General features: G+C 58.1%; 22 protein-coding genes. 20 read left to right on the top strand and 2 right to left on the bottom strand.

Translation table 11 applies throughout. The features are described from left to right. Positions 1-591: 591 nt before the first annotated feature. The 5 genes from ABVT35_RS02675 to ABVT35_RS02695 all read left to right on the top strand — a co-directional run bounded on the left by ABVT35_RS02675 (position 592) and on the right by ABVT35_RS02695 (position 7855). Positions 592-1686, top strand: coding sequence for an ABC transporter ATP-binding protein (locus ABVT35_RS02675; protein ID WP_368464731.1), 1095 nt, complete (start codon positions 592-594; stop codon positions 1684-1686). Between the two features lie 100 nt (positions 1687-1786). Continuing rightward, the gene (locus tag ABVT35_RS02680) at positions 1787-2881 is read left to right on the top strand and encodes an extracellular solute-binding protein (protein WP_368464732.1); all 1095 of its coding nucleotides are present in this window, start codon (positions 1787-1789) and stop codon (positions 2879-2881) included. Positions 2882-2959: 78 nt separating this feature from the next. Further along, positions 2960-4225: an ABC transporter permease gene (locus ABVT35_RS02685; protein ID WP_368464733.1), complete on the top strand. Its 1266-nt coding sequence runs from the start codon at positions 2960-2962 to the stop codon at positions 4223-4225. Between the two features lie 4 nt (positions 4226-4229). After that, the gene (locus tag ABVT35_RS02690; protein ID WP_368464734.1) at positions 4230-5084 is read left to right on the top strand and encodes an ABC transporter permease; all 855 of its coding nucleotides are present in this window, start codon (positions 4230-4232) and stop codon (positions 5082-5084) included. 191 nt (positions 5085-5275) lie between these two features. After that, positions 5276-7855, top strand: coding sequence for a response regulator (locus ABVT35_RS02695; protein WP_368464735.1), 2580 nt, complete (start codon positions 5276-5278; stop codon positions 7853-7855). A 49-nt stretch (positions 7856-7904) separates the two neighbouring features. On the opposite strand, the gene mnmD is transcribed toward ABVT35_RS02695, so the two are convergent. Further along, positions 7905-8627 carry a tRNA (5-methylaminomethyl-2-thiouridine)(34)-methyltransferase MnmD gene (gene mnmD, locus ABVT35_RS02700; RefSeq protein WP_368464736.1) on the bottom strand — a complete coding sequence of 241 codons (723 nt, stop codon included), beginning with the start codon at positions 8625-8627 and terminating at the stop codon, positions 7905-7907. Between the two features lie 11 nt (positions 8628-8638). Here mnmD and ABVT35_RS02705 point away from each other — a divergent pair, with 11 nt between their 5' ends. After that, positions 8639-9805: an NAD(P)/FAD-dependent oxidoreductase gene (locus tag ABVT35_RS02705; protein WP_368464737.1), complete on the top strand. Its 1167-nt coding sequence runs from the start codon at positions 8639-8641 to the stop codon at positions 9803-9805. Positions 9806-9815: 10 nt separating this feature from the next. Here the strand turns inward: ABVT35_RS02705 and phnF are convergent, their stop codons facing one another. Continuing rightward, positions 9816-10565, bottom strand: coding sequence for a phosphonate metabolism transcriptional regulator PhnF (phnF, locus tag ABVT35_RS02710; protein ID WP_368464738.1), 750 nt, complete (start codon positions 10563-10565; stop codon positions 9816-9818). 101 nt (positions 10566-10666) lie between these two features. Between phnF and phnG the strand changes: the two genes are divergently transcribed. The 14 genes from phnG to phnN all read left to right on the top strand — a co-directional run bounded on the left by phnG (position 10667) and on the right by phnN (position 23120). After that, complete coding sequence (gene phnG, locus ABVT35_RS02715) at positions 10667-11158, top strand: phosphonate C-P lyase system protein PhnG (protein WP_368464739.1); 492 nt, start codon at positions 10667-10669, stop codon at positions 11156-11158. 2 nt (positions 11159-11160) lie between these two features. Next, entirely contained in the window at positions 11161-11781 is a 621-nt protein-coding gene (gene phnH / locus ABVT35_RS02720; RefSeq protein WP_368464740.1) for a phosphonate C-P lyase system protein PhnH, read from the top strand. Between the two features lie 4 nt (positions 11782-11785). Beyond that, positions 11786-12901, top strand: a complete 1116-nt coding sequence (locus ABVT35_RS02725; protein WP_368464741.1) for a carbon-phosphorus lyase complex subunit PhnI — start codon at positions 11786-11788, stop codon at positions 12899-12901. Beyond that, positions 12898-13788, top strand: coding sequence for an alpha-D-ribose 1-methylphosphonate 5-phosphate C-P-lyase PhnJ (locus tag ABVT35_RS02730; protein WP_368464742.1), 891 nt, complete (start codon positions 12898-12900; stop codon positions 13786-13788). Before ABVT35_RS02725 ends, ABVT35_RS02730 begins: the two co-directional genes overlap by 4 nt. Next, a complete protein-coding gene (gene phnK / locus ABVT35_RS02735; protein ID WP_368464743.1) occupies positions 13785-14561 on the top strand; it encodes a phosphonate C-P lyase system protein PhnK in 777 nt (258 codons plus the stop codon). The genes ABVT35_RS02730 and phnK overlap by 4 nt, the downstream gene beginning before the upstream one ends. 10 nt (positions 14562-14571) lie before the next feature. Continuing rightward, positions 14572-15279, top strand: a complete 708-nt coding sequence (gene phnL, locus ABVT35_RS02740) for a phosphonate C-P lyase system protein PhnL (RefSeq protein ID WP_368464744.1) — start codon at positions 14572-14574, stop codon at positions 15277-15279. Beyond that, a complete protein-coding gene (locus ABVT35_RS02745) occupies positions 15279-15890 on the top strand; it encodes a DapH/DapD/GlmU-related protein (RefSeq protein WP_368464745.1) in 612 nt (203 codons plus the stop codon). Before phnL ends, ABVT35_RS02745 begins: the two co-directional genes overlap by 1 nt. Positions 15891-16103: 213 nt before the next feature. Then, positions 16104-16943 (top strand): phosphonate ABC transporter ATP-binding protein, encoded by an 840-nt coding sequence (phnC, locus tag ABVT35_RS02750; protein ID WP_368464746.1) that lies wholly within the window; start codon positions 16104-16106, stop codon positions 16941-16943. A gap of 89 nt (positions 16944-17032) precedes the next feature. Beyond that, positions 17033-17941: a phosphonate ABC transporter substrate-binding protein gene (gene phnD, locus ABVT35_RS02755; RefSeq protein WP_368464747.1), complete on the top strand. Its 909-nt coding sequence runs from the start codon at positions 17033-17035 to the stop codon at positions 17939-17941. Positions 17942-18014: 73 nt separating this feature from the next. After that, positions 18015-18983 (top strand): phosphonate ABC transporter, permease protein PhnE, encoded by a 969-nt coding sequence (gene phnE / locus ABVT35_RS02760; protein WP_368464748.1) that lies wholly within the window; start codon positions 18015-18017, stop codon positions 18981-18983. Positions 18984-19059: 76 nt separating this feature from the next. After that, positions 19060-20535: a phosphonate ABC transporter, permease protein PhnE gene (gene phnE / locus ABVT35_RS02765; RefSeq protein ID WP_368466259.1), complete on the top strand. Its 1476-nt coding sequence runs from the start codon at positions 19060-19062 to the stop codon at positions 20533-20535. A 101-nt stretch (positions 20536-20636) separates the two neighbouring features. Next, positions 20637-21344 (top strand): DUF1045 domain-containing protein, encoded by a 708-nt coding sequence (locus tag ABVT35_RS02770; protein ID WP_368464749.1) that lies wholly within the window; start codon positions 20637-20639, stop codon positions 21342-21344. 31 nt (positions 21345-21375) lie between these two features. Then, positions 21376-22518 carry an alpha-D-ribose 1-methylphosphonate 5-triphosphate diphosphatase gene (locus ABVT35_RS02775; RefSeq protein WP_368464750.1) on the top strand — a complete coding sequence of 381 codons (1143 nt, stop codon included), beginning with the start codon at positions 21376-21378 and terminating at the stop codon, positions 22516-22518. Next, positions 22518-23120: a phosphonate metabolism protein/1,5-bisphosphokinase (PRPP-forming) PhnN gene (gene phnN, locus ABVT35_RS02780; protein WP_368464751.1), complete on the top strand. Its 603-nt coding sequence runs from the start codon at positions 22518-22520 to the stop codon at positions 23118-23120. Before ABVT35_RS02775 ends, phnN begins: the two co-directional genes overlap by 1 nt. Positions 23121-23165 lie beyond the last annotated feature (45 nt).

Raw genomic sequence — 23165 nt, forward strand, 5'->3', positions numbered from 1 at the left:
GCCCTTTGGCGTGTTCAGGTATTTTGCCAAGTTATCATTGCAGGAATATATTATTCACATGGGTTGAACGGGCGCATGGCCGCGACTATTCTTACGCTGCGGCCTTTGTGGGAGGAAATGCCGCAATGTGCATCGTCACGGAACGGAGAGGCGCAGCGGTGTGATCTGCGGTGTCTCCCGAAGCTGTTTTGTCGCGCCAGCGGACCGGAGACAGGCCGGATCGGTGGCGAAATTTGCGAAATTGCGGCATGGCCAAAATGTCGTAAATTATGTCGCAAATAAAACAGGCGAGTGCACAAATAAGTGTTGATCTCCCAACAAAATTGGCCATTCTAGCGTTTGGAACAACAAGCGCCGCAAAGGCGTAGATCGGGGAAGTATGCAGCTGGCGAATGTACAGTCTGCAGATCGGGGTCCAATAGCGGGCCGACGGGAGGAAAGCACAGGCAGCGCTTTCGCGCTGGGTGGGTTCTATTCCATTTCGATCTTTGAATTTCGAAGCGCGCGGACGCAGCAACCTGCATTATATGCAGGTCACGGTTGTACGCGCGATCTGACAATCAAGAACAGTGCAATTATGGGGACAATTGGATGACGACCCAGCGTGGCGCAAGCGTACGGTTTGACAAGGTGCAAAAGAGCTATGACGGCGAAACGCTTGTTGTCAAAGACCTCAATCTTGATATCAAACGGGGCGAGTTTCTGACCATGCTGGGCCCGTCGGGGTCGGGCAAGACAACCTGTCTCATGATGCTGGCGGGTTTCGAGCCTGCCAGCCATGGCGAGATATTTCTGAACGACCGCCCCATCAACAATGTACCTCCGCACAAGCGCGGGGTTGGCATGGTGTTCCAGAACTACGCTTTGTTTCCGCACATGTCTGTCGCTGAAAATCTCGCTTTCCCGTTGCAGGTCCGCAGCATGAACAAGGCGGAGCAGCAGGAAAAGGTGAAACGTGCGCTTGAGATGGTCGAACTGGGCGAATTCGGATCCCGACGGCCTGCGCAGCTTTCAGGCGGCCAGCAGCAGCGCGTTGCCGTTGCCCGGGCCCTGGTATTCGATCCGGATCTGGTTTTGATGGACGAGCCGCTCGGCGCACTCGACAAGCAGCTGCGCGAGCAGATGCAATATGAGATCAAGCATATTCACGAAAATCTCGGTGTGACGGTTGTCTATGTAACCCATGACCAGACCGAGGCACTGACCATGTCCGACCGCGTCGCGGTCTTTAATGACGGTGTCATCCAGCAGCTGTCGAGCCCCGATGCGCTCTATGAAACCCCGCAAAATTCCTTCGTTGCGCAGTTCATCGGTGAAAACAACAAGCTCAACGGAACCGTGACTGCCATCAATGACAATATCTGCGATGTCCGTCTTGCCGACGGCACAGAACTGAAGGCAGACAAGGTCAATGTCGGTGGTGTCGGCGATACGACGACTCTGTCCCTGCGCCCGGAGCGCATAGAGATTGTTGCCGTCGACGCCATGGAAAACCGTGTCCAGGGTCGTGTCGAGGAATTGATCTATCTCGGTGACCATATCCGCGTGCGCATGAATGTTGCCGGTAACCCGGAGTTCATCGTCAAGGTCCGCAACCGTGCGGGGGAACGAAAACTTGCCGAAGGGCAGGATCTAGAGATTGGCTGGTTTGCAAGTGACTGCAAGGCACTTGATCCGGTCGGTTAAGCCGGTCTCCGGCTGTCTCCACAGTAGCGGCGATCAACGCCGTCTGTACAAAATCCGGGCAATTGCTGTCCGGCATTATTGAGTGAAAAGGGAGAATGCAATGAAACTGAAGTCAATTCTGATTGCTGCCACCGCATTAGCGGTGGGAACAACAGCGGCTCTTGCCGAGGATATGACCATTGTTTCGTGGGGTGGCGCCTATTCGTCGTCACAGAACAACGCCTATCACAAGCCCTATATGGCTGCGAATCCGGGCGTTAACATCATCAATGACGAATCTTCCGCTGAAGCGGTGGCAAAATTGCGCGCCATGAACGAAGCAGGCAATGTGACCTGGGACGTTGTGGACGTTGTCGCCTCGGACGCCATTCGTCTTTGTGATGAAGGGCTGGCTGAAGTCATCGATCCGGACAAGGATCTGGCCGCCGCACCCGACGGCACATCCGCTGCCGACGATTTCGGCGACCTGCTGGTATCTGAGTGCTTCATTCCGCAGATCGTCTATTCGACGACCTTCGGCTATCGCACCGACAAGGTTGGCGACACACCGCCGACCGATATTTGCGCTGTCTTCGACACTGCCAAATATCCCGGCAAACGCGCCCTCGAAAAGCGCCCGATCAACAATGTCGAATGGGCACTGATCTGTGACGGCGTCGCCAAGGAAGATGTCTATGATGTGCTTTCGACACCGGAAGGCGTCGACCGCGCGCTCGCCAAGCTCGGCACCATCAAGGACGATGTGATCTGGTGGTCTTCGGGTTCCGAAACACCGCAGCTCCTGGCTGACGGCGAAGTTATCATGGGTTCGACCTATAATGGCCGCCTGTTTGCGCTGATCGAAGAAGACAAGCAGCCTGTGGCAATGCTCTGGGACGCACAGGTCTTCGACCTTGACGGCTGGATCATTCCGACCGGTCTTTCTCCGGAGCGTCTTGCTGCTGCGAAGAAATACATCATGTTCGCAACCGACACGCAGCGCCTTGCCGACCAGGCCAAGTACATCTCGTACGGCCCGGCCCGCAAATCGTCCGCTCCGCTCGTCGGCAAGCACGCCGAGCTCGGCATCGACATGGCTCCGCATATGCCGACCGATCCGAACAACGCGAAGAACACCTTCCTCTATAACTACGAGTGGTGGGCTGATAATCGCGACGACCTGGATGCCAAGTTCCAGGCCTGGCTGGCCAAATAAGGTCATCATGACATTCGAGGCGGGGCTTCGCGGCCCCGCCTCACCACACTTTGAAATTCTTGACTGCGGGCAGATGATATGACCGATCAGACACATGCACAGACAGTGTTGACGACCCAGGACGGCGTTCCGCTGAAAGTCAGCATTGCGCGGGCATTGAGGGCGCAAAAAATCCGCTCTGCGTTGCTTGTCGCGCCGCTGTTTCTGTTCATTCTCATATCGTTTGTGCTGCCGATTGCGGACATGCTGTACCGCTCAGTCGAAAACGACATCGTGCCCAACACACTGCCCAGGACAGTCGTAGCGCTGCAGGAATGGGATGAAAATTCCGGCGAAATGCCCTCTGAGGATGTGTTTGCCGCGCTTGCCGAAGATATGAAGATTGCTGCGGCCGCCAAAACACACACCCGGGTCGGCTCACGCCTCAACTATGAAAAGCCCGGCATTGCCAGCCTGTTCAGAAAGACCGGCCGGCGCGTCAAGCGCTTTGAGGACGGCGATTATACCGCTCAGTTCCTGAAGGCTGACAAGAACTGGGGCGACCCGGAAGTCTGGCAGACGATCAAGCAGTTCAGTTCGCCGGCGACAGCCGGCTATTTCCTGGCCGCAGCGGATGCACAGCGCACTCCCGACGGCGTGCAGTTCAAGCCCGAGGATGAGCGCATCTACCTCTTTCTGTTCGGGCGGACGCTAATCCTGTCGATTACGATAACAGTGACATGCATCCTGCTCGGCTATCCAATTGCCTTCCTTCTTTCCAGCCTGCCGCTCAGATCATCCAACCTTTTGATGATCCTGGTATTGCTGCCGTTCTGGACATCTCTGCTGGTGCGTACATCGGCATGGAAGGTGTTGCTGCAGCAGCAGGGCGTGATCAACGACACCCTTGTCTGGCTCGGTATTGTCGGGGATGATTCCCGATTGGCGCTGATCAACAACCAGACCGGCACCATTATCGCAATGACGCATATCCTGCTGCCCTTTATGATCCTGCCACTCTTCTCGGTGATGAAGACCATTTCGCCAACCTATATGCGGGCGGCGAAGAGCATGGGCGCATCGGACTGGTACGCCTTCTGGCGGGTCTATTTCCCGCAGACGATTCCCGGTATCGGCGCCGGTAGTATTCTCGTCTTCATTCTTTCGATCGGTTACTACATCACACCGGAACTGGTCGGCGGCACATCCGGCATCTTCATTTCCAACCGGATCGCCTATCACATATCATTCTCACTGAACTGGGGCCTCGCCGCTGCGCTGGGCGTCATGCTCCTGGCAATCGTCATGGTGCTCTACTGGCTCTATGACCGGATTGTCGGTATCGACAACGTGAAGCTGGGGTAAAATCATGTCAGCACTTCCACCCTATGCATCCGTCGGCCAGCGCACCTGGTACTATTCATTCCGCATCATCTGCGGGCTGATCTTCTTTTTCCTGATCTTTCCGGTTCTGGTGATCATCCCGTTGTCGTTCAATGCGCAGAATTTCTTCACCTTCACACCGGAAATGCTGTCCTTCGATCCGGCCGGTTACTCGCTGAAGCACTATGAGGATTTCTTCACCAATTCCGACTGGCAGACGGCAATGTGGAATTCGGTCAGGATCGCACCGATGGCGACAATCCTTGCGACCGGCTTCGGTACCGTCGCAGCGATCGGTCTTTCCCAGTCGCATATGCCGGCCCGATCCGTGATCATGGCCATCCTCATTTCGCCGATGATTGTGCCGCTGATCATTTCTGCCGCCGGCATGTACTTTTTCTATTCCCGCATCGGTCTGCAAGGCACCTATTGGGGCGTGGTCATGGCCCACGCGGCACTCGGTACGCCATTTGTGATCATCACCGTGACAGCGACGCTGGTCGGGTTCGATCAGAGCCTTGTTCGGGCTGCGGCAAATCTCGGTGCAAACCCGGTAACGACGTTCTTTCGGGTGCAGATGCCATTGATTCTGCCGGGCGTCATTTCCGGCGCGCTGTTCGCATTCATCACCTCGTTTGACGAAGTTGTGGTCGTGCTGTTCCTCGGTTCGGCGTCCCAGAAGACGCTGCCCTGGCAAATGTTCACCGGCCTGCGTGAGCAGATTTCGCCGACTATTCTTGCCGTCGCAACACTTCTGGTGGCCATTTCCATCGTTCTTTTGACGGTGCTGGAACTGTTGCGCCGCAGATCGGAAAGACTGCGCGGACTTTCACCGGGGTAGGCCAGGCAATCTATCCAACCACCAGATTTTAGTGGAAAAATCGACGTTTAACGGCAGGGAGCGTACCCTGCCGTAAATGGTTGATGTTCGGTTAACCGTTCATTGCAATTCCTTACAGATGCATTTTGCTGAGACTTCGTCACAATCGAATCTGACATACCCGCATGGGGATTTGGCTCAGAGGATGACTGGTGAAGGGCGGATTGACTGGTCTGGAGGGAAGCGACATTGATTCGGCTTGCGCCGAACTACACTCGCTTGCACAGCCGGCGTATATTAAAGATGGTGATCTGCGTTATTTGGCTGCAAATGCGGCCTATTGCGCACTTGCAAATTGCCGTGAGGAAGATCTCCTCGGGCATGAGACCGCCAATGCGGCAGCGCAGATGCAGGTTAATGACCGGGATGAAAAGGAGCGCCGGGCGCTTGTTTTCGGCAAGGATCAGACGGCCGTCTTCAACGGCGCTGGCGAAAATCAGCAGTTCCGCCTGCAGATCAGGCAATTGACCGATGATGGCGGGTTCCACTACATAGCCGGCCTTTTCGAGCCGAAGGACAGTATTCGCTTTGAAGGTTGGCGTGGACCAACCTCAAACAAAGATAGCGGCAAACCGCAAGGCTGTGCCAAACAAGAGGCACGCCCTGCCAAATTGCGGGTGATCCCGTCGGATGCTGCCGCGTCCCAGCCATCGCAACATGCCGTTGCCGACACGTCTGCCTGGCATGAAGCTCTTGAAGTACATGGCAACGCATGCGTCATCTGGGACAGCAGTTACCGGATCCGTGCGACCAACCGGGCGTTCCGGCAACGATATCCTCTTGTGACCGACTGGTCCGAGGGCCGCAGTATAACCGAAATTGTAGAGCAGGTAGCCGATAGCGGACAGATCCAGGATGCGGCAGAGAACCGGCAAGCTTGGATCGAATCGCATATTGCCCAGCGGATTGCGGAGATCGATGAGGATGTTGCACTTCGGTGCGCACGCGGCAAGTGGTCACTGTGGCGGGGTCATACCGCTGCCAATGGCGACCGCATTGTGATAGCGACGGATGTTACCGACATTGTCGAAAAGGATCGACAGGCCGGCAACAGCGGCGCCGTCCGTCCGGATTTCTTTGCCAATATGAGCCACGATATCCGCACACCCATGAACGGCATCATTGGCATGGCCGAACTGCTGATGAACTCGGGCCTCGATGCCAAGCAGCAGATGTTCGCTGAGGTCATATCGAAATCCGGCGAGGTTCTGCTCGGAATTTTCAACGACATCATCGACTACTCACGCAGTGAGGTGGGCGCCCTGGTGCTCGAGCATCAGCCATTCAGTCTCGTAGACGCCGTCGAAGACGTTGCCTCGCTCTATGCGGCACGGTTCGCGGAAAAGGATCTTTCGCTCCACGTGGACATCAACCCGGATCTGCCGGACAAGCTGGTCGGCGACGGGTTTCGCATCCGGCAGATAATGGGCAACCTTCTTGGCAATGCAATCAACTACAGCGATATCGGACAAATCAGGATCGGAGTTCACAGCGCGATTACGGATCCTGACCATGCTGAAATCACGGTGACCGTAAAGGATTGCGGTACCGGGCTTACGCCGGAAAAGCAGCGGACGATGTTCGACATGTTCTCACGGGCAGAGGATCTTTCCACGGAGCGCCACGAAGGAACCGGGCTTGGCCTGACGCTGTGCGCCCGGCTGATCGCTCTCATGGGAGGGCGCATCGGGGTCAATAGCCATCAGAACGACGGATCCGAATTCTGGTTCAATCTGACCCTGCCCATCGGTCAGGCCGCAGATAACCGGCTGGTACGCATGCGTGAGACGGAAGGCGCGCGCGCGCTCGTCATCTGTACGGATGGTTTGTCCGGAGGAAAGGTCATCGCGCCGCTTTCCGACCTGTCGATGGATTTTTGCATTGCAAAGAGTCCCGACGAGGCGCAGAGGGTTCTAAAAGCCGCGCGGCAGATCGAGGTCGGCACAGACCTGATCATTATTTGCAATGGCGGCGACATCAACGCCTGCGCGGCTGTCGTATCCGATCTGGAACTCGGTTCTCCGCTGGAGGGCCCGCCGATAATTCTGGCAGGTCCCGGGGAATTGGCGCTGGATGACGATCAGTGCCGCGAAACCGGCATCGCCGCACAGTTGCACACATTGTCCGATCCTGCCGGACTGCGCGATATCGTGGTGAAAACGCTGCAGCAATCCCGTGGCCTTGCCGGGAATGAGGTTCAGGAAACGCCGCCGCTGGACAATTCAGATGCGACCGGCCCCGCCGGCGGCGGGCGCACGGAAGTGGGCACCACAAATGTTCCGGACAGGGCGGTAATGCCTTCTCGCATCCCTGAAAACCGCGCTGCTGCAACAAGGGTCGAAGTGCTGATCGCCGAAGACAATGACGTCAACCAGATCGTCTTTGCACATACTCTGCAGCAATTGGGATATTCTTATCATATAGCCGCCGACGGCGAGCAATTGGTCAAGGCCTGGAAACGGATGAAACCGGCAATAATCCTGATGGATGTGGCGATGCCCGTGATGAGCGGCTATCAGGCCACCAAACTGATCCGACGCGCCGAAGACGCAACGCAGGAACGTACGCCGATAATCGGTGTTACGGCCTACGCGCTGGCAAGCGATCAGGAAAAATGCCTTCAGGCCGGCATGGATGACTGCATGTCGAAACCCATCAGTCTCGAAAAGCTGCGTGAAAAACTATCAAATTGGCTGCCCGGCGCGGACGCCTCGGCCGGATCGTCACTTTAGTTCGATTGACACCACAACGGTGTGACAATCATCCGGCATAGCTCCGGCTTCATGACGCCCGTCTGCCGACGGACATGTCCCGCTTGCCGGCGTGACCTTTCTTCTTTTCGACTATAAATCCGGCAGATTCCAGGTTCCGTCGCACCCAGCCCGCCGCTGTATAGGTGGCAAAGCTCCCGCCTGGCGCCGTATGATTGAAAACCTCGCGCATGAGCGTCTCCGACCACATATCCGGATTGCGGGCCGGGGCAAAACCGTCCAGGAACCAGGCATCGGCGGTGTCGGCCCAAGGGGCAAGACAGGGCAGGGCATCGCCGACATGCAATTCAAGGGCAATGTCATCGCTGAAATCGATCCGCACCGAGGCCGGCGCTTCTTCCGGCCAATGGGCAACTAGGCTGCGGCTGAAACCGGCAAGTTCCGGCCACGCGTCAAGCGCACGGCCAATTTCGCAGCCGCTCAACGGATATTTCTCGAAGCTGACAAATCGCAACTGGCCATCCGCCGGCCACCGCGTGCTCCATTGCCGCCAGGTCTCGCAGAAATTGAGCCCGGTTCCAAATCCAAGTTCCGCAATGGTGAAGCGCTTCTGTTCCTGCCAGCGTTCCGGCAGGCCATTGCCTTTCAGAAAAACGTAGTCGCATTCGGCGCGACCATCGGCGAGGGAATAAAAGTGATCGCCAAATGCAGTCGAATAGGGCATATCACCCGCATGCCATTCGATCCCGCCATTGGCCGGGTTTTCGCGGCCATCATCTTTGTTCCGGTTCATGGTCACTCCTCATGACGCCTCAAATCAACGCGCCGCATTCACCGAAGGACGACGATCTGTCCTGCGATCTTCTTGTTGTCGGCGCGGGCGCGGTCGGGCTCTGGATTGCGCGCCTCGCCGCAAAAGCCGGCCAAAGCGTTATCGTGCTTGAAAAACGCTCAGTCGGCACAGGTGCCAGCGGCGGTCTGCTGGGCGCTTTGATGCCGCACATGCCCGAACGCTGGAACCCCAAGAAGCAGTTTCAGTTCGAGGCGCTTAGCAGGCTTGGCGACGAAGTGGCAAGCCTTGAAGCCGAAACGGGCCTGGGTTGCGGATACCGACGATGCGGCCGGCTGATGCCGCTGATCAGGCCGCATCATGCCCAACTTGGGGTCGAGCGCAAGGTGGATGCCGAAAAAGTGTGGAACAGTGCTAAGACCGGTTTTGAATGGACCCTGCTCGATGCGCCCTACAAAAAGGACTGGCCGTCTTCCGCGGCGATGCCGCACGGGCTGGTGCTTGAAACGCTGGCGGCAAGGGTCAGTCCCAGGCGCTATATCGGCGCGCTCAAGGCAAGCCTTGGCCAGCAGGTGACGATCATCGAAAGCGATGGATTGAGCCGGTTCGAGGAAGATTCTGGAAAAGCCGTCACTGATTTGGGCAGAACCATCACTGCCGATCACACGATCCTAGCCGCCGGACATGAGACATTCACACTGCTCGGTGATTTGCTGGCGCGGCCGGCAACGCAATTCGGTGCCGCCATCAAGGGGCAGGCGGCCTTGCTTCGGGCCGATATTGACGATGATCTGCCGCTGGTTTTCCAGGATGGTGTTTATATTGTGCCTCACGAGGGTGGAGCCGTTGCAATCGGCAGCACCAGCGAGGCTGAATTTGCGAGTGGCTCGGAAACCGACGAAAAGCTGGAGAACCTGATCGCGCGTGCGCGGGAGCTTTGCCCGGAGCTTGAAAATGCAACGGTACTTGAGCGCTGGGCCGGTCTGAGACCCAAGGCAATCAAGCGTGATCCGATGATAGGCGCGGTTCCTGGCCATCAGCGTCTGACAGTGGCAACCGGAGGCTTCAAGATCACATTCGGCATTGCCCACAAGATGGCGGCCTGTGCACTGGAACTTGCAACTGACGGCCGCTGCAACTCACTGCCGGACAGTTTCCGCATCGAAACGCATCTGCGTTAGCAAGTTTCGGTCAGTTCGCCGGCACCGGCGCGCTGTGATCGATATCGAGCTCGATCCGGTCGGCGGCGAAAAAGGTGTTTGAGTATTCGACGGGGCGTCCGCCGATTTCAGCATTGATCGCCTCTGTCCTGAGCATGATTGCGCCTGGCGAAAGCTGCAGGTCTTTTAGTGTCGTGGGATCGGCATGATGGGCTGAAATTCGGGTGGAGACGCGCAGATAGTCCTTAATGCCATAGGACTTCAGTATTGCGGTTATGGAATGGTACTTTTCGTAACGATCCGCGAAGTCCGGAAATCTGTTTCCATCAAACCAGCTGATCGCTCGCGAGACCGGCAGTTTATCGGCCGTATTGACCGTTTCCAGCCGCACCACCGTCGCGCCCGGCTCCAACGCCAGGGCGCGTGAAACATGGGACGGCGCCGGCTGCAATCCGTGGTCTTTCAGAACCCTGTCACGCGATCGGATCTGCCCGGCCAGCCCTTCCGAAAAACGGGTGCGCCGGCCGATCGGATATTGCAGGCGCTTGCGCCGGGTGATGAACGTGCCGCGTCCCTGTTCAACCCGCACCACGCCTTCCCTGGCAAGCGAGGCGATCGCGCTTCGAACCGTGTGGCGGTTGACATTGAAGCGCTTTGCCAGAGCAATTTCGCCGGGCAACATGTTCCTGTCGTCATATTCGCCGTTGCTGATGGCAATGCGGATCTGGTCGGCAATCTGCCGCCACAGCGAAATTCCGCTACGGCGCTCCACAAATTCCATATTATTTTCCGTTCCGTTTCACACAGCTGTCATTTTTGCGCTATAAGCATAACAACAGGATGTCTAGTTGTCTAGATAAATAGACAAATAAGGATGATTTCATGAGCGATACCGTTGCTCCAGGCGGGCCCCAGGGAAAACCATCGGATGACGCCCATGCGGGGCGACAACAGGCGATGGCCGTGCTGGCCCGTGCATCGGGGAAGGAACTGGCTGAAGCCTGGCAGGCCTGGCCCGACAGACCCGAGGTTCGTCCCGTGCGGGGCCCTGAAACCGGACTGGTCATGGTCCGTGGCCGTATTGGCGGTGGCGGTGCGCCGTTCAATTTCGGCGAGGCGACGGTGACGCGGGCGACGGTGAAATTATCGAACGGAAAGGTCGGCCACGCCTATGCGCTTGGCGCCGACAAGGAAAAGGTCCGCCACGCGGCGATATTCGACGCGCTCTGGCAGGACGACGCTTTCAGGGCTGACGTTGAAAAAAAATTGGTCGCGCCCATCAGAGATCGGCTTGAGGCTGAAGACAATGAGCACCGCGAGGAAACGGCAGCCACCCGTGTCGACTTCTTCACCATGGTTCGCGGAGAGGATTGAATATGGAAGTTCAATCAAACAACGCGTCCATGTTCCGGGGCGGATTTTCAGACCCGGTTTTCAACGCACAGTCGGTATTCCGGCGCGTCATGGACGCCCTTGCGCGTCCAGGCAGCGTCGTCCGGTTTGACGATTTGACCAGCCCGCCGGCGCCATTGCTGCCGACGGTCGGCAGCATCGCTGCGACGCTATTCGACCACGACACCAGGATCTGGCTCGACCCGGCACTTTCGCGCAATGGGGAGGTTGCCGGTTGGTTGACTTTCAATACCTCTGCGCAGCTCACCCTTCAGTCGTATGATGCCGATTTTGCCGTGGTGGCGGATTTGGAATCTCTGCCTTCGCTCGAGAGTTTCTCACAGGGCACGCAGGAATATCCGGACCGTTCGACAACGCTTATCCTGCAGATTGACGGTCTCATGGGTGGCCGCAAGCTGCATCTGTCCGGGCCGGGCATAGAGGATGTTGCCGCCGTTGCTCCAAAGGGTCTGCCGGAACACTTCTTCGATCAGTGGGCATCCAATGGCGCGCGCTTTCCGCGCGGCGCTGATGTGCTGCTTGCTGCTCCCGAAGGCATCATCGGTTTGCCGCGCACCGCCAAAATCTCGCTGAGTGGAGGTTGAAGCCATGTATGTAGCCGTAAAGGGCGGTGAAGCCGCCATCAGCAACGCACACCAGCTCCTGGCGGATCGCAGGCGCGGCGACCGTTCGGTTCCAGCCATGCATATCGAACAGATTGTCGAACAGCTTGGTCTTGCCGTCGACCGGATCATGAGCGAAGGCTCACTCTATGACCGCGAACTGGCCGCGCTTGCCTTCAAGCAGGCGCGCGGCGACATGATCGAGGCGATCTTCCTGCTTCGCGCCTACCGCACGACACTGCCGCGCTTCGGATATTCCAACCCCATCGATACCGGCAACATGCTGATCGAGCGGCGCATTTCGGCGACCTACAAGGATCTGCCGGGCGGCCAGCTTCTGGGTCCGACATTCGACTACACCCACCGCCTTCTCGATCCGGAACTGATGGGTGACGAGGCGGTTGACGCGCCGAAACGGCGCTATGCCGAGACCGGGCGCACGCCGCGTGTATCCGAGATCCTTGCCCATGAAGGCCTGATCGAGGGCGATGGCAACCTTCCGGACGATCATCAGACCGGCGATTTGACCCGCACACCGATGGAGTTTCCGATGACCCGCGACGTCCGGCTGCAGGCGCTGTCGCGCGGCGACGAAGGATTCCTGTTGGCGCTCGGTTATTCGACCCAGCGCGGCTATGCCCGCAGCCACCCCTTTGCCGGTGAAATCCGCATCGGCGAGGTGGAAGTCGAGATCGACGTTCCCGAGCTCGGCTTTGCTGTCAGCCTCGGGCGCATTCAGGTGACCGAATGCCAGATGATCACGCAGTTCCAGGGCTCATCGAAATCGCCGCCGCAATTTACCCGCGGTTACGGTCTCGTGTTCGGCCAGAGCGAGCGCAAGGCGATGGCCATGTCGCTTGTCGACAGAACCCTTCGCGCCACCGAACTCGGCGAAGACCTGACGGCGCCGGCGCAGGATGAGGAATTTGTCATATCCCACTCTGACAATGTCCAGGCCACCGGCTTCGTCGAGCATCTGAAGTTGCCGCATTACGTTGATTTTCAGGCCGAACTCGACCTCGTCCGCCGCATGCGCGCCGAATACGACGAAGGCCGCGATGGCAAAGCACCACAAGGCGATGATCTGGAGGCCGCGGAATGAACACCCATACGCAACTGGCGACCTATAATTTCGCCTATCTAGATGAGCAGACCAAGCGCATGATCCGCCGTGCCATTTTGAAGGCAATCGCCATTCCGGGCTATCAGGTGCCTTTCGCCAGCCGTGAAATGCCGATGCCTTATGGTTGGGGAACGGGCGGCGTGCAGGTCACGGCTTCGGTACTTGGGCCTGACGACACGCTGAAGGTCATAGACCAGGGCGCGGACGACACCACCAACGCCGTATCGATCCGCGCCTTTTTCCAGAAAGTGGCGAATGTCGAGGTCACCACCAGGACCGCCGATGCGACCATCATCCAGACACGGCACCGCATTCCGGAAGAAACGCTGACAGACGGCCAGATCCTTGTATATCAGGTGCCCATTCCGGAGCCGCTGCGTTTTCTTGAACCGCGCGAAACCGAAACGCGCAAGATGCATGCGCTTGAAGAATATGGCCTCATGCACGTCAAGCTCTACGAGGACATCGCCAGGAACGGGCACATCGCAACGACCTATGCTTATCCGGTCAAGGTCGAGGGGCGTTATGTGATGGATCCGTCACCGACGCCGAAATTCGATAATCCCAAGATGCACAAATCGCGAGCGTTGCAATTGTTCGGCGCCGGCCGGGAAAAACGCATCTACGCCATCCCGCCCTATACTGACGTCGTGAGCCTCGATTTTGAGGATCACCCTTTCGAAGTGCAGAAATTCGACGAACCTTGCGCCCTTTGCGCGGCCCAGGGCGTCTATCTCGATGAGGTTATTCTCGATGATCATGGTGGGCGCATGTTCGTCTGCTCCGACACCGACTATTGCGAAAAACGCCGTGACGAAGGCCATGTCGGCCCTCTCGCGGGCGACAGTGCGGAGACTGCACAATGAGCGACCATCCACTCTTGCGCGTTAGCGCAGTAACCAAGTTTTACGGAAGCCGCGTCGGCTGCCGGGACGTCTCATTTGAATTGTGGCCGGGCGAGGTCCTGGCCGTCGTCGGCGAATCCGGATCCGGTAAGACAACCTTGCTCAACGCCATATCAACACGCCTTATGCCGACTTCCGGCACGGTCGAATACTGCATGCGCGACGGCAAATTCCGCGACCTTTACCGCATGGGCGAGGCCGAGCGGCGCTTTCTGATGCGCACCGACTGGGGTTTTGTGCACCAGAATCCGGCTGATGGTCTGCGTATGACGGTTTCGGCCGGCGCCAATGTCGGCGAGCGGCTGATGGCGATCGGCGATCGCCATTATGGAAATATACGCAGTTCGGCCACGCAGTGGCTCGACCGGGTGGAAATCGAGGCCGACCGCATCGACGATCAGCCGCGCGACTTTTCCGGCGGCATGCGCCAGCGTCTGCAGATCGCCCGCAACCTCGTAACCGGCCCGCGGCTGGTGTTCATGGACGAGCCGACTGGCGGGCTCGACGTTTCCGTACAGGCACGGCTGCTCGATCTTATGCGCGGCCTTGTCAACGATCTCGGCCTTGCCGCTATTGTCGTCACCCATGACCTTGCCGTTGCCCGGCTTCTGTCCCACCGCATGATGGTGATGAAGGACGGCAATGTGATCGAACACGGATTGACCGACCGTGTGCTCGATGATCCGCGCGAGCCCTATACGCAGTTGCTCGTGTCCTCGATTCTGCAAGTGTAGGAGCTCCGAAATGCCAACACCTCTCGTTGTTTCCGAAGTTGCCAAGAGCTTCACCATGCATCTGCGCGACGGCATCAAGCTGCCGGTCGTGAAGGACGTAAATTTCTCGGTTACCGCCGGTGAGTGCGCAGTTCTCGGCGGACCATCCGGGGTTGGAAAGAGCTCCATTCTCAAGATGCTTTACGGAAACTACTCCGTGGACAGTGGCCAGATCCTCATCACGCACGGCAATGTAACAGTCGACATAGCAAGCGCCGACCCGCGCACGGTTCTGAATATCCGCCGCGACGTCATCGGTTATGTCAGCCAGTTCCTGCGCACCGTTCCGCGCGTTTCCGCCATGGATGTTGTCGCCGAACCCTTGTTAGCAAGAGGCATATCCCAGGATGAAGCACGCGAGCGTGCCAGGGCACTGCTCGAAAAACTCAACCTGCCGGAGCGTTTGTGGTCATTACCACCGGCAACCTTTTCAGGTGGAGAGCAGCAGCGTGTCAATATTGCGCGCGGCTTCATTACCGATCATCCGCTGCTTCTGCTTGACGAGCCGACCGCATCGCTCGATGCGGCGAACCGGGCAGTCGTGGTCGACCTGATCCGCGCCAAAAAAAAGGCCGGTACCGCACTGCTTGGCATCTTCCATGACCAGGACGTGCGTGAGGAAGTCGCCGACCGGATCATCGATGTCTCCGAATTTCGAGCCGGTAAGGAAGCCGCCTGATGAAGAACCTCTCCGAACGGCCGATGATCCACGAAACCGCCATTGTGCGGGATTGTACCCTCGGCAGGTATACCGAGGTCGACGAACGCTGCCGCATGGTCGAATGCGCAATGGGCGATTACTCCTACATCATTCGCGACAGCGAAGCCTGGGCCGCCCAAATCGGCAAGTTCGTCAATATCGCAAGCCATGTGCGCATCAATGCGACGAACCATCCGACCTGGCGGGCGACGCAGCATCATTTCACCTATCGGGCAGGGGACTATTTCGATGGCGAAAGCCACGAAGAGGAATTCTTTGAGTGGCGCCGCGAGGGCACGGTCACCATCGGCCACGATGTGTGGATCGGTCACGGTGCGATATTGCTCCCTGGCGTCACGATCGGTAATGGCGCCGTGGTCGGTGCGGGAGCCGTGGTTTCAAGGGATGTCGCGCCTTTCACCATAGTCGGCGGTGTACCGGCGACGATGATCCCGCGGCGTTTTCCGGAAGATACCGCGGCTAAAATGGATGCGCTGGCCTGGTGGGACTGGGAGCATGACCGCCTGCATGAAGCGCTGGCGGATTTCCGTTCCCTGACCGCTGAGCTTTTTTTGGAAAAATACGCCTGACGGAAAATTCAGGCGGTTTGAAAATTCCACCGGTCCCGCTGGCCTCGTCAGCGGGATTGCCGTGCTTTTACAATGTATTGGTCTGGTTTCAGTGGATAACCTGCCGGCACTGTGGATTGTAATATTTGTGACATCAAACTGACATTGCGCGGTCATGCGCGGGCTCTAACCGATACCCCTAGGAATTAATGTTCACAGGATCCGGGGTCGCCGATGTTGAAGCTTGAAAACGTAACCCGCCGGTTTGGCGAGTTTGCCGCCGTTGACAATGTGTCGGTCGCAATCCCGCAAGGGCAGATGGTGGGTGTCATCGGCCGTTCTGGTGCAGGCAAATCGACCCTTTTGAGAATGCTCAACAGGCTGATCGATCCAAGCGACGGAATTATCCGCTTCAACGAGACCCGGGTTTCATCCCTCAAGGGGGCGGAGCTCCGCCACTGGCAGCGCGACTGTGCGATGATTTTCCAGCAGTTCAATCTCGTGCCTCGGCTCAATGTACTGACGAATGTGCTGCTGGGCCGGCTTAATCACCGGTCCACACTGCTGAATCTGGCCGCTTCCTTTTCACGCGAGGAACGCGCCATGGGAATAATGGCACTTGAGCGGCTGGGCATCGCGCAGACGGCGCTGCAGCGTGCCGGCACGCTCTCCGGTGGGCAACAGCAGCGCGTGGCAATCGCCAGAGCCCTGATGCAACGGCCTAAAATGCTGCTGGCCGACGAACCCATCGCCTCCCTCGATCCTCTCAATGCGCAGATTGTCATGGATTCGCTGAAAAGTATTAATCGGGAGGAGGGGATCACGGTGATCACCAATCTTCACACGCTCGACACCGCGCGGACCTATTGCGAACGCGTCATTGGCATGGCCGCCGGGAAGGTTGTTTTCGACGGGCCGGCGAGCGAACTGACCAGCGAGGCGGTGCGGATGATTTACGGCGCCGACGGCGCGGAGCTGTCGGAATCCGTCACCTCGACCAGTCTTGGCGCGGACCTTGGCCGGTCTAAGAAAGCCGAAACCCAATCGATTGGTCCCCTCGTACCTGCCGCGTAACCGGCCCGGGATCGTGATCGTTTTGCCCGCGTGAAGGGCCAATTACAAAATCAGCTTTTGATTTGAGTGGGATAAGACAGGAGAAACCCATGTTCAAGAAAACGCTTCTTGGTGCAGTTGCACTTACCGCCATGCTTGCCGGCATGGCACAGGCAGAAGACCTCAGGGAATTTCGCATCGGAATTCTGGGCGGTGAAAACGAAGCCGACCGGCTGCGCAACTTCCAGTGCCTGGTTGAGGCGCTTCCGCCGGTGCTTGGCGTTGAAAAAGTGTCGCTCTTCCCGGCAGCCGATTACGACGGCGTTATCCAGGGTTTGCTCGGCGGAACGCTCGACTACGCAGAGCTCGGCGCATCCGGCTATGCCAAGGTTTACCTTGCCGATCCGAAGGCCGTAGAGCCGATCCTGACGACAATCCAGACGGACGGTTCTACGGGCTATTACTCCGTCATGGTCGCCCGCAAGGATTCCGGCATCAGGTCGCTCGATGACATGAAGGGCAAGAAACTTGGTTTCGCCGATCCGGACTCCACTTCCGGTTTCCTCGTTCCGAGTGTTTCTCTGCCCGGCGATGTCGGCACCACCATCGATGAATATTTCGGTGAGACCGGCTTTGGCGGCGGTCATGAGAACCTGGTTCTCGAAGTGGTCAAAGGCAACTTCGATGCCGGTACCACCTGGTCTTCAGGCGTTGGCAAATTCGAAGACGGCTACACCTCCGGCAATCTGCGCAAGATGGTCGACAAGGGCATCCTCGACATGGGCGATCTGGTACAGGTCTGGCAGTCTCCTCAAATCCCGAACGGTCCGATCGTTATCCGCTCCACCATGGATCGGGAAATGAAAGCCAAATTCAAGGATTTCATGATGGCGCTGCCCGAAAAGGATGCCGAGTGCTTCAGTGCCATCCAGGGTGGTGATTACAAGGGTTTCACGGAAGTCGATGAGAACTTCTACAAGACCATCATCGCCGCGCGCAAAGCGAAAATCGGCAGTTAAAGGCCTGAGCCAGAATGCGCCGTGGCCACTCACAGGCCACGGCGACTTACCCGCTTCGCAGGAATACCGACAAATGACCATAGCCCACCCTCCGGTACAGCTCTCCGCTGAAGGCCGGATCGCCGAAAGGCACTGGCAGGAAATGCTGTTCAAGCGGCGTCTCTATACCTGGGGCGGGGCCGTTGCGCTGATGGCGGTTCTTGCAGCCTCGCTGTGGTTTGCCAACGAAACCAACGCCGGCAAGTTCTTCGACCGCCTGCCGCACTTCTTCGATTTCATCGGCGACCTCATCCCGCGTGACGGATTTGAGATCTGGCGCGCCATGTTCGACCTGCCGTCTCCCTATGCCGACGGCAGTCTGAAATTCGACTATCCGGAGGGCCGCCATTACATCGCAGGCAGCTTCTATATTCCCGAATATGTCTACAAGATGCTGGAGACCATCAATATCGCGCTCGTCGCGACGCTGATCGGTTTCGCATTTGGATTTGTGCTATGTTTCCTCGCCGCCTCCAACCTGACAACGCGCCGCTGGCTGCGGTTCTTCGTTCGCCGGTTCATGGAAATCCTCAGGGCTTTTCCGGAAATCGTCATTGCCGGGTTCTTCCTTGCCATTTTATCCCTCGGTCCGATCCCTGCGATCATCGCCGTTGCCATCCACACCATCGGTGCGCTCGGCAAGATGTTCTTCGAAGTGGTCGAAAACGCCGACATGCGGCCGGAGGAGGGCTTGCGCGCCGCGGGCGGAAACTGGGTCGAACGCGTCTGGTTCGGCATCGTGCCGCAGGTCATGCCGAATTTCCTTTCCTATGCGCTGCTGCGCTTCGAGATCAACGTGCGCGCCTCGACAATAATCGGCGCGGTTGGCGGCGGCGGTATCGGGGAATCGCTGCGTCTTTCCATCAGTCAGGGCCACGAGGCCAAGACGCTGGCCATCATCATCCTTCTTTTCGCAACGATTGTTGCCGTCGATCAGCTTTCGGCGCATTTGCGCAAGCGCATCGTCGGCAACCAGGCATTCGCCTTTGGCGGCGGGGAATAGACGAATGACAACAATATCTGCCGAGGCCGTCGAAGAGATCGTCGCGCGCCACTGTGACGTGTTCAACCGCCCGCTAATGGAGCGTTGGCGAGCGCCGATCATCGCGCTTGTCGTTCTTTTCTACCTCTTTGTCGCCTGGTCGATGTTCGGCATTGGCGCTGCCTTTTCGAACGGCAACTGGGGAATCGCGGGAAACTATCTAGCCGACTGGATCAGCTACGAGGCGCGGCCGGACATCGAATATGACGGCGACTATCTCACCGTTGAATTCCCGCGGTTCTCACCGCTCGGAAAGGATCCTGACCCGCACTGGCTGCAAAAGAAAACAGAAACGGTCGAGCGGCAGGTCGTTGTGGATGCCGGGGCTGGCAGCGGTACCGAAACCAGCACGAAGTCGACGGTCAGCAGCTTCATGGTTCAAGGAGCGCCCGGCACACAGGACGGCGGCAGCGGCGACACGTCAAAGGCCATTGACCCCGTGCCCACAGCATCCGAGCAGCAGGCCAAAACGGTTTCGCAGACTGTGGTCACACAGGTCGATCTGGAAATAGGATCGGCAAAAATAGGGATCGTGCCGGGCCTTGTTACCGTCGACTATCGCGGCGACACGCTGCTCATCGACGTTGTGCCGGAAGAAACCGTCAACGCGCGGGGCGAAATGCCCGGATGGGCGGTGCAGAAAGAAGCGGATGGGGATATCCTCATGCGGTTCGGTTTTGCCGGCACGCTGGAGGTCGAAGACGACGAGGTTAAGATACGCCACAGGTTCCTCGGTTGGGAAAATTTCTGGTTCGACACCAACTCGCCGTTCTGGGGCAGGAGTTTCTCACAGGTCACTGGACTGATTTTTTCGGGCGAGCGGATCGATCCGGCGATGTCTAATGCTGCGCTTGCCTGGCGCAATTTCCTCTACAATGCCGAATGGCAGCATGCCGATGTGTGGATCAAGCTGTTGCAGACGATTGTCATGGCATTTGTCGGAACATTGTTCGCGACGTTCCTTGCCTTTCCGCTGGCTTTTGCTGCCGCGCGCAACATCACCCCCAACCGGGTGGTCAACCAGCTGCTCAAGCGCTTCTTCGACTTCCTGCGCTGCGTCGACATGCTCATATGGGCACTGTTTTTTACCCGCGCATTCGGTCCCGGGCCCCTGGCCGGCATCTCGGCGATTTTCTTCACCGATACCGGAACCCTCGGCAAACTCTATTCCGAAGCGCTTGAAAACATTGACGACAGGCAACGCGAGGGCATACGCTCCGTCGGCGCGGCGCCCGTGCTTGTCCAGCGTTACGGAGTGGTGCCGCAGGTCCTGCCGGTGTTCGCAAGCCAGTCGCTGTATTTCTGGGAATCGAACACCCGCTCCGCCACAATCATTGGCGCGGTGGGCGCCGGAGGGATCGGACTGAAACTTTGGGAGGCCATGCGCACCAACGCCGATTGGGAAAACGTCGCCTATATGGTGGTGCTGATCCTGGCGACGGTGTTCATTTTTGACAATATATCAAACGCCATCCGCAGCCGTCTGATGGGGCGCGGCCGGAAAGAAAATTAGGACCGTTTCATCCGATATTTTTGTCAAACTGACGTGTTACTGATTCGAAACAGCCTGAATTGCGACCCCGGCGGGAATGCCTCAAAAACCAGGATAATGGGATGCGCTACGCACTATATTTCGCTCCACCGTTGAACGACCCGCTGACCCGGATCGCCACAAACTGGCTTGGACGCAACGCATTCACGGACGAAACCATGGAAGCGCCCGCCATTACCGGGCTCAACGACGCTGAAGTCGCCTTCCATACAGCAGCGCCCCGCCGCTATGGTTTTCACGGCACATTGAAAGCGCCGTTCGAACTGTCAAAGGATACGAGCGAGGCGGATCTGGTTGCCGCAATTACAGCGTTTTCCACCACAGTGCCTGCGTTTGAAATTCCGCGTCTTGTCATCCGGCGCATCGGCCCGTTTTTTGCTCTGGTCCCGAAAGAGCCGGTGGCCGAACTCGCCGAACTTGCCGGACGCGCCGTCCGCGAATTCGACCGCTTCCGTGCGCCACTGAGCGAAGCGGAGGTCGAACGCCGTGCGCCGCAGAATTTGACGCCCGCGCAGCTGGCCAATCTTCAGCGCTGGGGCTATCCTTATGTGTTTGAGGAATTCCGCTTTCACATGACACTCACCGGCCCCGTGAATGCCGGCGACGCAGTGCGTGTGAAGCGGGCGCTGCATGCGTTTTTTGATCCGGTTTTGAGCGAGCCGGTCGAAGTCAGAAATATCGCACTGTTTACCGAGGCGGAGCGCGGTGCGCCGTTCCGGGTGCATTCGCTCTTTCCGCTGAGCGCGGGCGAAAGGCGCCGCTCGGCCTAGACAATAAAATGATGCGTATGATTGCAGGGATATGATGTCTGAATTGGTTTTGAAAAATGCCAGGATCGTCCTGGCGGACGAGGTTGTGGACGGCACCGTCCAGGTGCGCGATGGCCGCATCGAGGATATTGGCGGTCAGACCGCCGTCGCGGTCGCCGAAGATATGGACGGTGACTTCGTCATTCCGGGGCTGGTCGAACTCCACACGGACCATCTGGAAGGTCACTATGCGCCGCGTCCAAAGGTACGCTGGAACCCCTTTGCCGCCGTTTTGGCTCATGACGCGCAAATCTGCTCATCGGGAATCACCACGGTTTTCGACGCACTTCGTATCGGCATGGACGAGGACGCCGAGCTGTCGGTCGAGGACATGCGCAAACTGGCGGACGCCATCGATGACGGGTGCCGCAACGACCGTCTGCGCGCGGATCACTACCTGCATTTGCGCTGTGAAGTTTCGGCTTCCGATTGCTTTAGCGGATTTTCTGAGTTCGAAGACGACAGCCGGGTAAAACTTGCTTCGCTGATGGATCATTCACCGGGGCAGCGCCAGTTCCGCAATCTGGAGGCCTACAGCATCTACTACCAGGGCAAGCTGAAAATGTCCGATGAGGCGTTCAAGGCGTTCTGCGAAAAGCGCATTGCCGATTCCGAAGCGAATTCGGACCGCAACCGCAAGGCTATTTCTGAGGCCTGTCGGGATCTCGGCATTGTGCTTGCGAGTCATGATGATGCAACGCTCGAACATGTGGATGAGGCCGTCGAGCAGGGAATACAGGTGGCCGAGTTTCCGACAACTTTCGAAGCCGCCAGGGCCTCGAAGCAAGCCGGTCTCGCCGTTTTGATGGGCGCACCCAATGTTGTGCGGGGCGGCTCCCATTCGGGCAATGTCGCCGCCGGCGAACTTGCCGAGCACGGGCTTCTCGACATCCTTTCCTCCGACTATATCCCCTTCAGCCTCATCCAGTCGGCGTTTGCGCTCGGTGAACGCGTTGACAGCATCACATTGCCAGAGGCGATATGCATGGTTTCTAAAAATCCTGCCCGTTCCTGCGGATTGGATGATCGCGGTGAAATTGCCGTCGGCAAGCGCGCAGACCTTGTGCGTGTCTGTGTCGATCACCATGTTCCCGTCGTGCGCACGGTCTGGCGGGAAGGCCGCCGGGTGGCGTGATGTCGGCCTCTGCCGAAAAGCCACAAAACAGCGATGCGCGGGTAACGGGCGGCGTCTTCGTTGCCGTCGTCGGACCGAGTGGCGCCGGCAAGGACACGCTGATGAACTTTGCCCGCAACGCGCTCGGCGGCCGCGACGAGATGTTTTTCGTTCGCCGCGTTATCACCCGCCCGGCAGATGGCGCAACGGAAGACCATATTCCGGCTACGCCCGGGCAGTTCGAGGAACAGGCGAGAAACGGCCGATTTGCCTTTAGCTGGGACGCCCACGGGTTGAAATACGGTCTTCCGGTTGAGATCGACGAGCGCATCCGCGCCGGACAATGTGCCGTCTGCAACGGTTCGAGGGCAGCGCTTCAGGGGCTTGCCGGGCGCTATGCAAATTTTGTCGTTATCAGCATTACCGCTTCGCCCGAAGTGATTGCCCGCCGATTGGCTTTGCGCGGCAGGGAAAGCGAAGCCGAAATTCGCCGCCGCCTCGACCGCAGTGCAAGCCTCGGTTCACCTTGGCCCGGCGCCGTCGTAATCGATAACAGCGGTACGGTCGAAGCAGCCGGCAAAGAACTCGTTGATGCCATTTTGCAAGCATCAACACGCAGATAGCGTTGCCGGGTAATCATCCCTTGATAGATGTCTGATTGCGATTGC

Source organism: Hoeflea sp. TYP-13 (genome assembly GCF_040932035.1).
Taxonomy (GTDB): Bacteria; Pseudomonadota; Alphaproteobacteria; order Rhizobiales; family Rhizobiaceae; genus Hoeflea_A.

Coding starts and splice junctions, on each gene's coding strand:
- ABVT35_RS02675 (WP_368464731.1), top strand. CDS start 592: ATGACGACCCAGCGTGGCGCAAGCGTACGGTTTGACAAGGTGCAAAAG.
- ABVT35_RS02680 (WP_368464732.1), top strand. CDS start 1,787: ATGAAACTGAAGTCAATTCTGATTGCTGCCACCGCATTAGCGGTGGGA.
- ABVT35_RS02685 (WP_368464733.1), top strand. CDS start 2,960: ATGACCGATCAGACACATGCACAGACAGTGTTGACGACCCAGGACGGC.
- ABVT35_RS02690 (WP_368464734.1), top strand. CDS start 4,230: ATGTCAGCACTTCCACCCTATGCATCCGTCGGCCAGCGCACCTGGTAC.
- mnmD (WP_368464736.1), bottom strand. CDS start 8,627: ATGAACCGGAACAAAGATGATGGCCGCGAAAACCCGGCCAATGGCGGG.
- ABVT35_RS02705 (WP_368464737.1), top strand. CDS start 8,639: ATGACGCCTCAAATCAACGCGCCGCATTCACCGAAGGACGACGATCTG.
- phnF (WP_368464738.1), bottom strand. CDS start 10,565: ATGGAATTTGTGGAGCGCCGTAGCGGAATTTCGCTGTGGCGGCAGATT.
- phnG (WP_368464739.1), top strand. CDS start 10,667: ATGAGCGATACCGTTGCTCCAGGCGGGCCCCAGGGAAAACCATCGGAT.
- phnH (WP_368464740.1), top strand. CDS start 11,161: ATGGAAGTTCAATCAAACAACGCGTCCATGTTCCGGGGCGGATTTTCA.
- ABVT35_RS02725 (WP_368464741.1), top strand. CDS start 11,786: ATGTATGTAGCCGTAAAGGGCGGTGAAGCCGCCATCAGCAACGCACAC.
- ABVT35_RS02730 (WP_368464742.1), top strand. CDS start 12,898: ATGAACACCCATACGCAACTGGCGACCTATAATTTCGCCTATCTAGAT.
- phnK (WP_368464743.1), top strand. CDS start 13,785: ATGAGCGACCATCCACTCTTGCGCGTTAGCGCAGTAACCAAGTTTTAC.
- phnL (WP_368464744.1), top strand. CDS start 14,572: ATGCCAACACCTCTCGTTGTTTCCGAAGTTGCCAAGAGCTTCACCATG.
- ABVT35_RS02745 (WP_368464745.1), top strand. CDS start 15,279: ATGAAGAACCTCTCCGAACGGCCGATGATCCACGAAACCGCCATTGTG.
- phnC (WP_368464746.1), top strand. CDS start 16,104: ATGTTGAAGCTTGAAAACGTAACCCGCCGGTTTGGCGAGTTTGCCGCC.
- phnD (WP_368464747.1), top strand. CDS start 17,033: ATGTTCAAGAAAACGCTTCTTGGTGCAGTTGCACTTACCGCCATGCTT.
- phnE (WP_368464748.1), top strand. CDS start 18,015: ATGACCATAGCCCACCCTCCGGTACAGCTCTCCGCTGAAGGCCGGATC.
- phnE (WP_368466259.1), top strand. CDS start 19,060: ATGGAGCGTTGGCGAGCGCCGATCATCGCGCTTGTCGTTCTTTTCTAC.
- ABVT35_RS02770 (WP_368464749.1), top strand. CDS start 20,637: ATGCGCTACGCACTATATTTCGCTCCACCGTTGAACGACCCGCTGACC.
- ABVT35_RS02775 (WP_368464750.1), top strand. CDS start 21,376: ATGATGTCTGAATTGGTTTTGAAAAATGCCAGGATCGTCCTGGCGGAC.
- phnN (WP_368464751.1), top strand. CDS start 22,518: ATGTCGGCCTCTGCCGAAAAGCCACAAAACAGCGATGCGCGGGTAACG.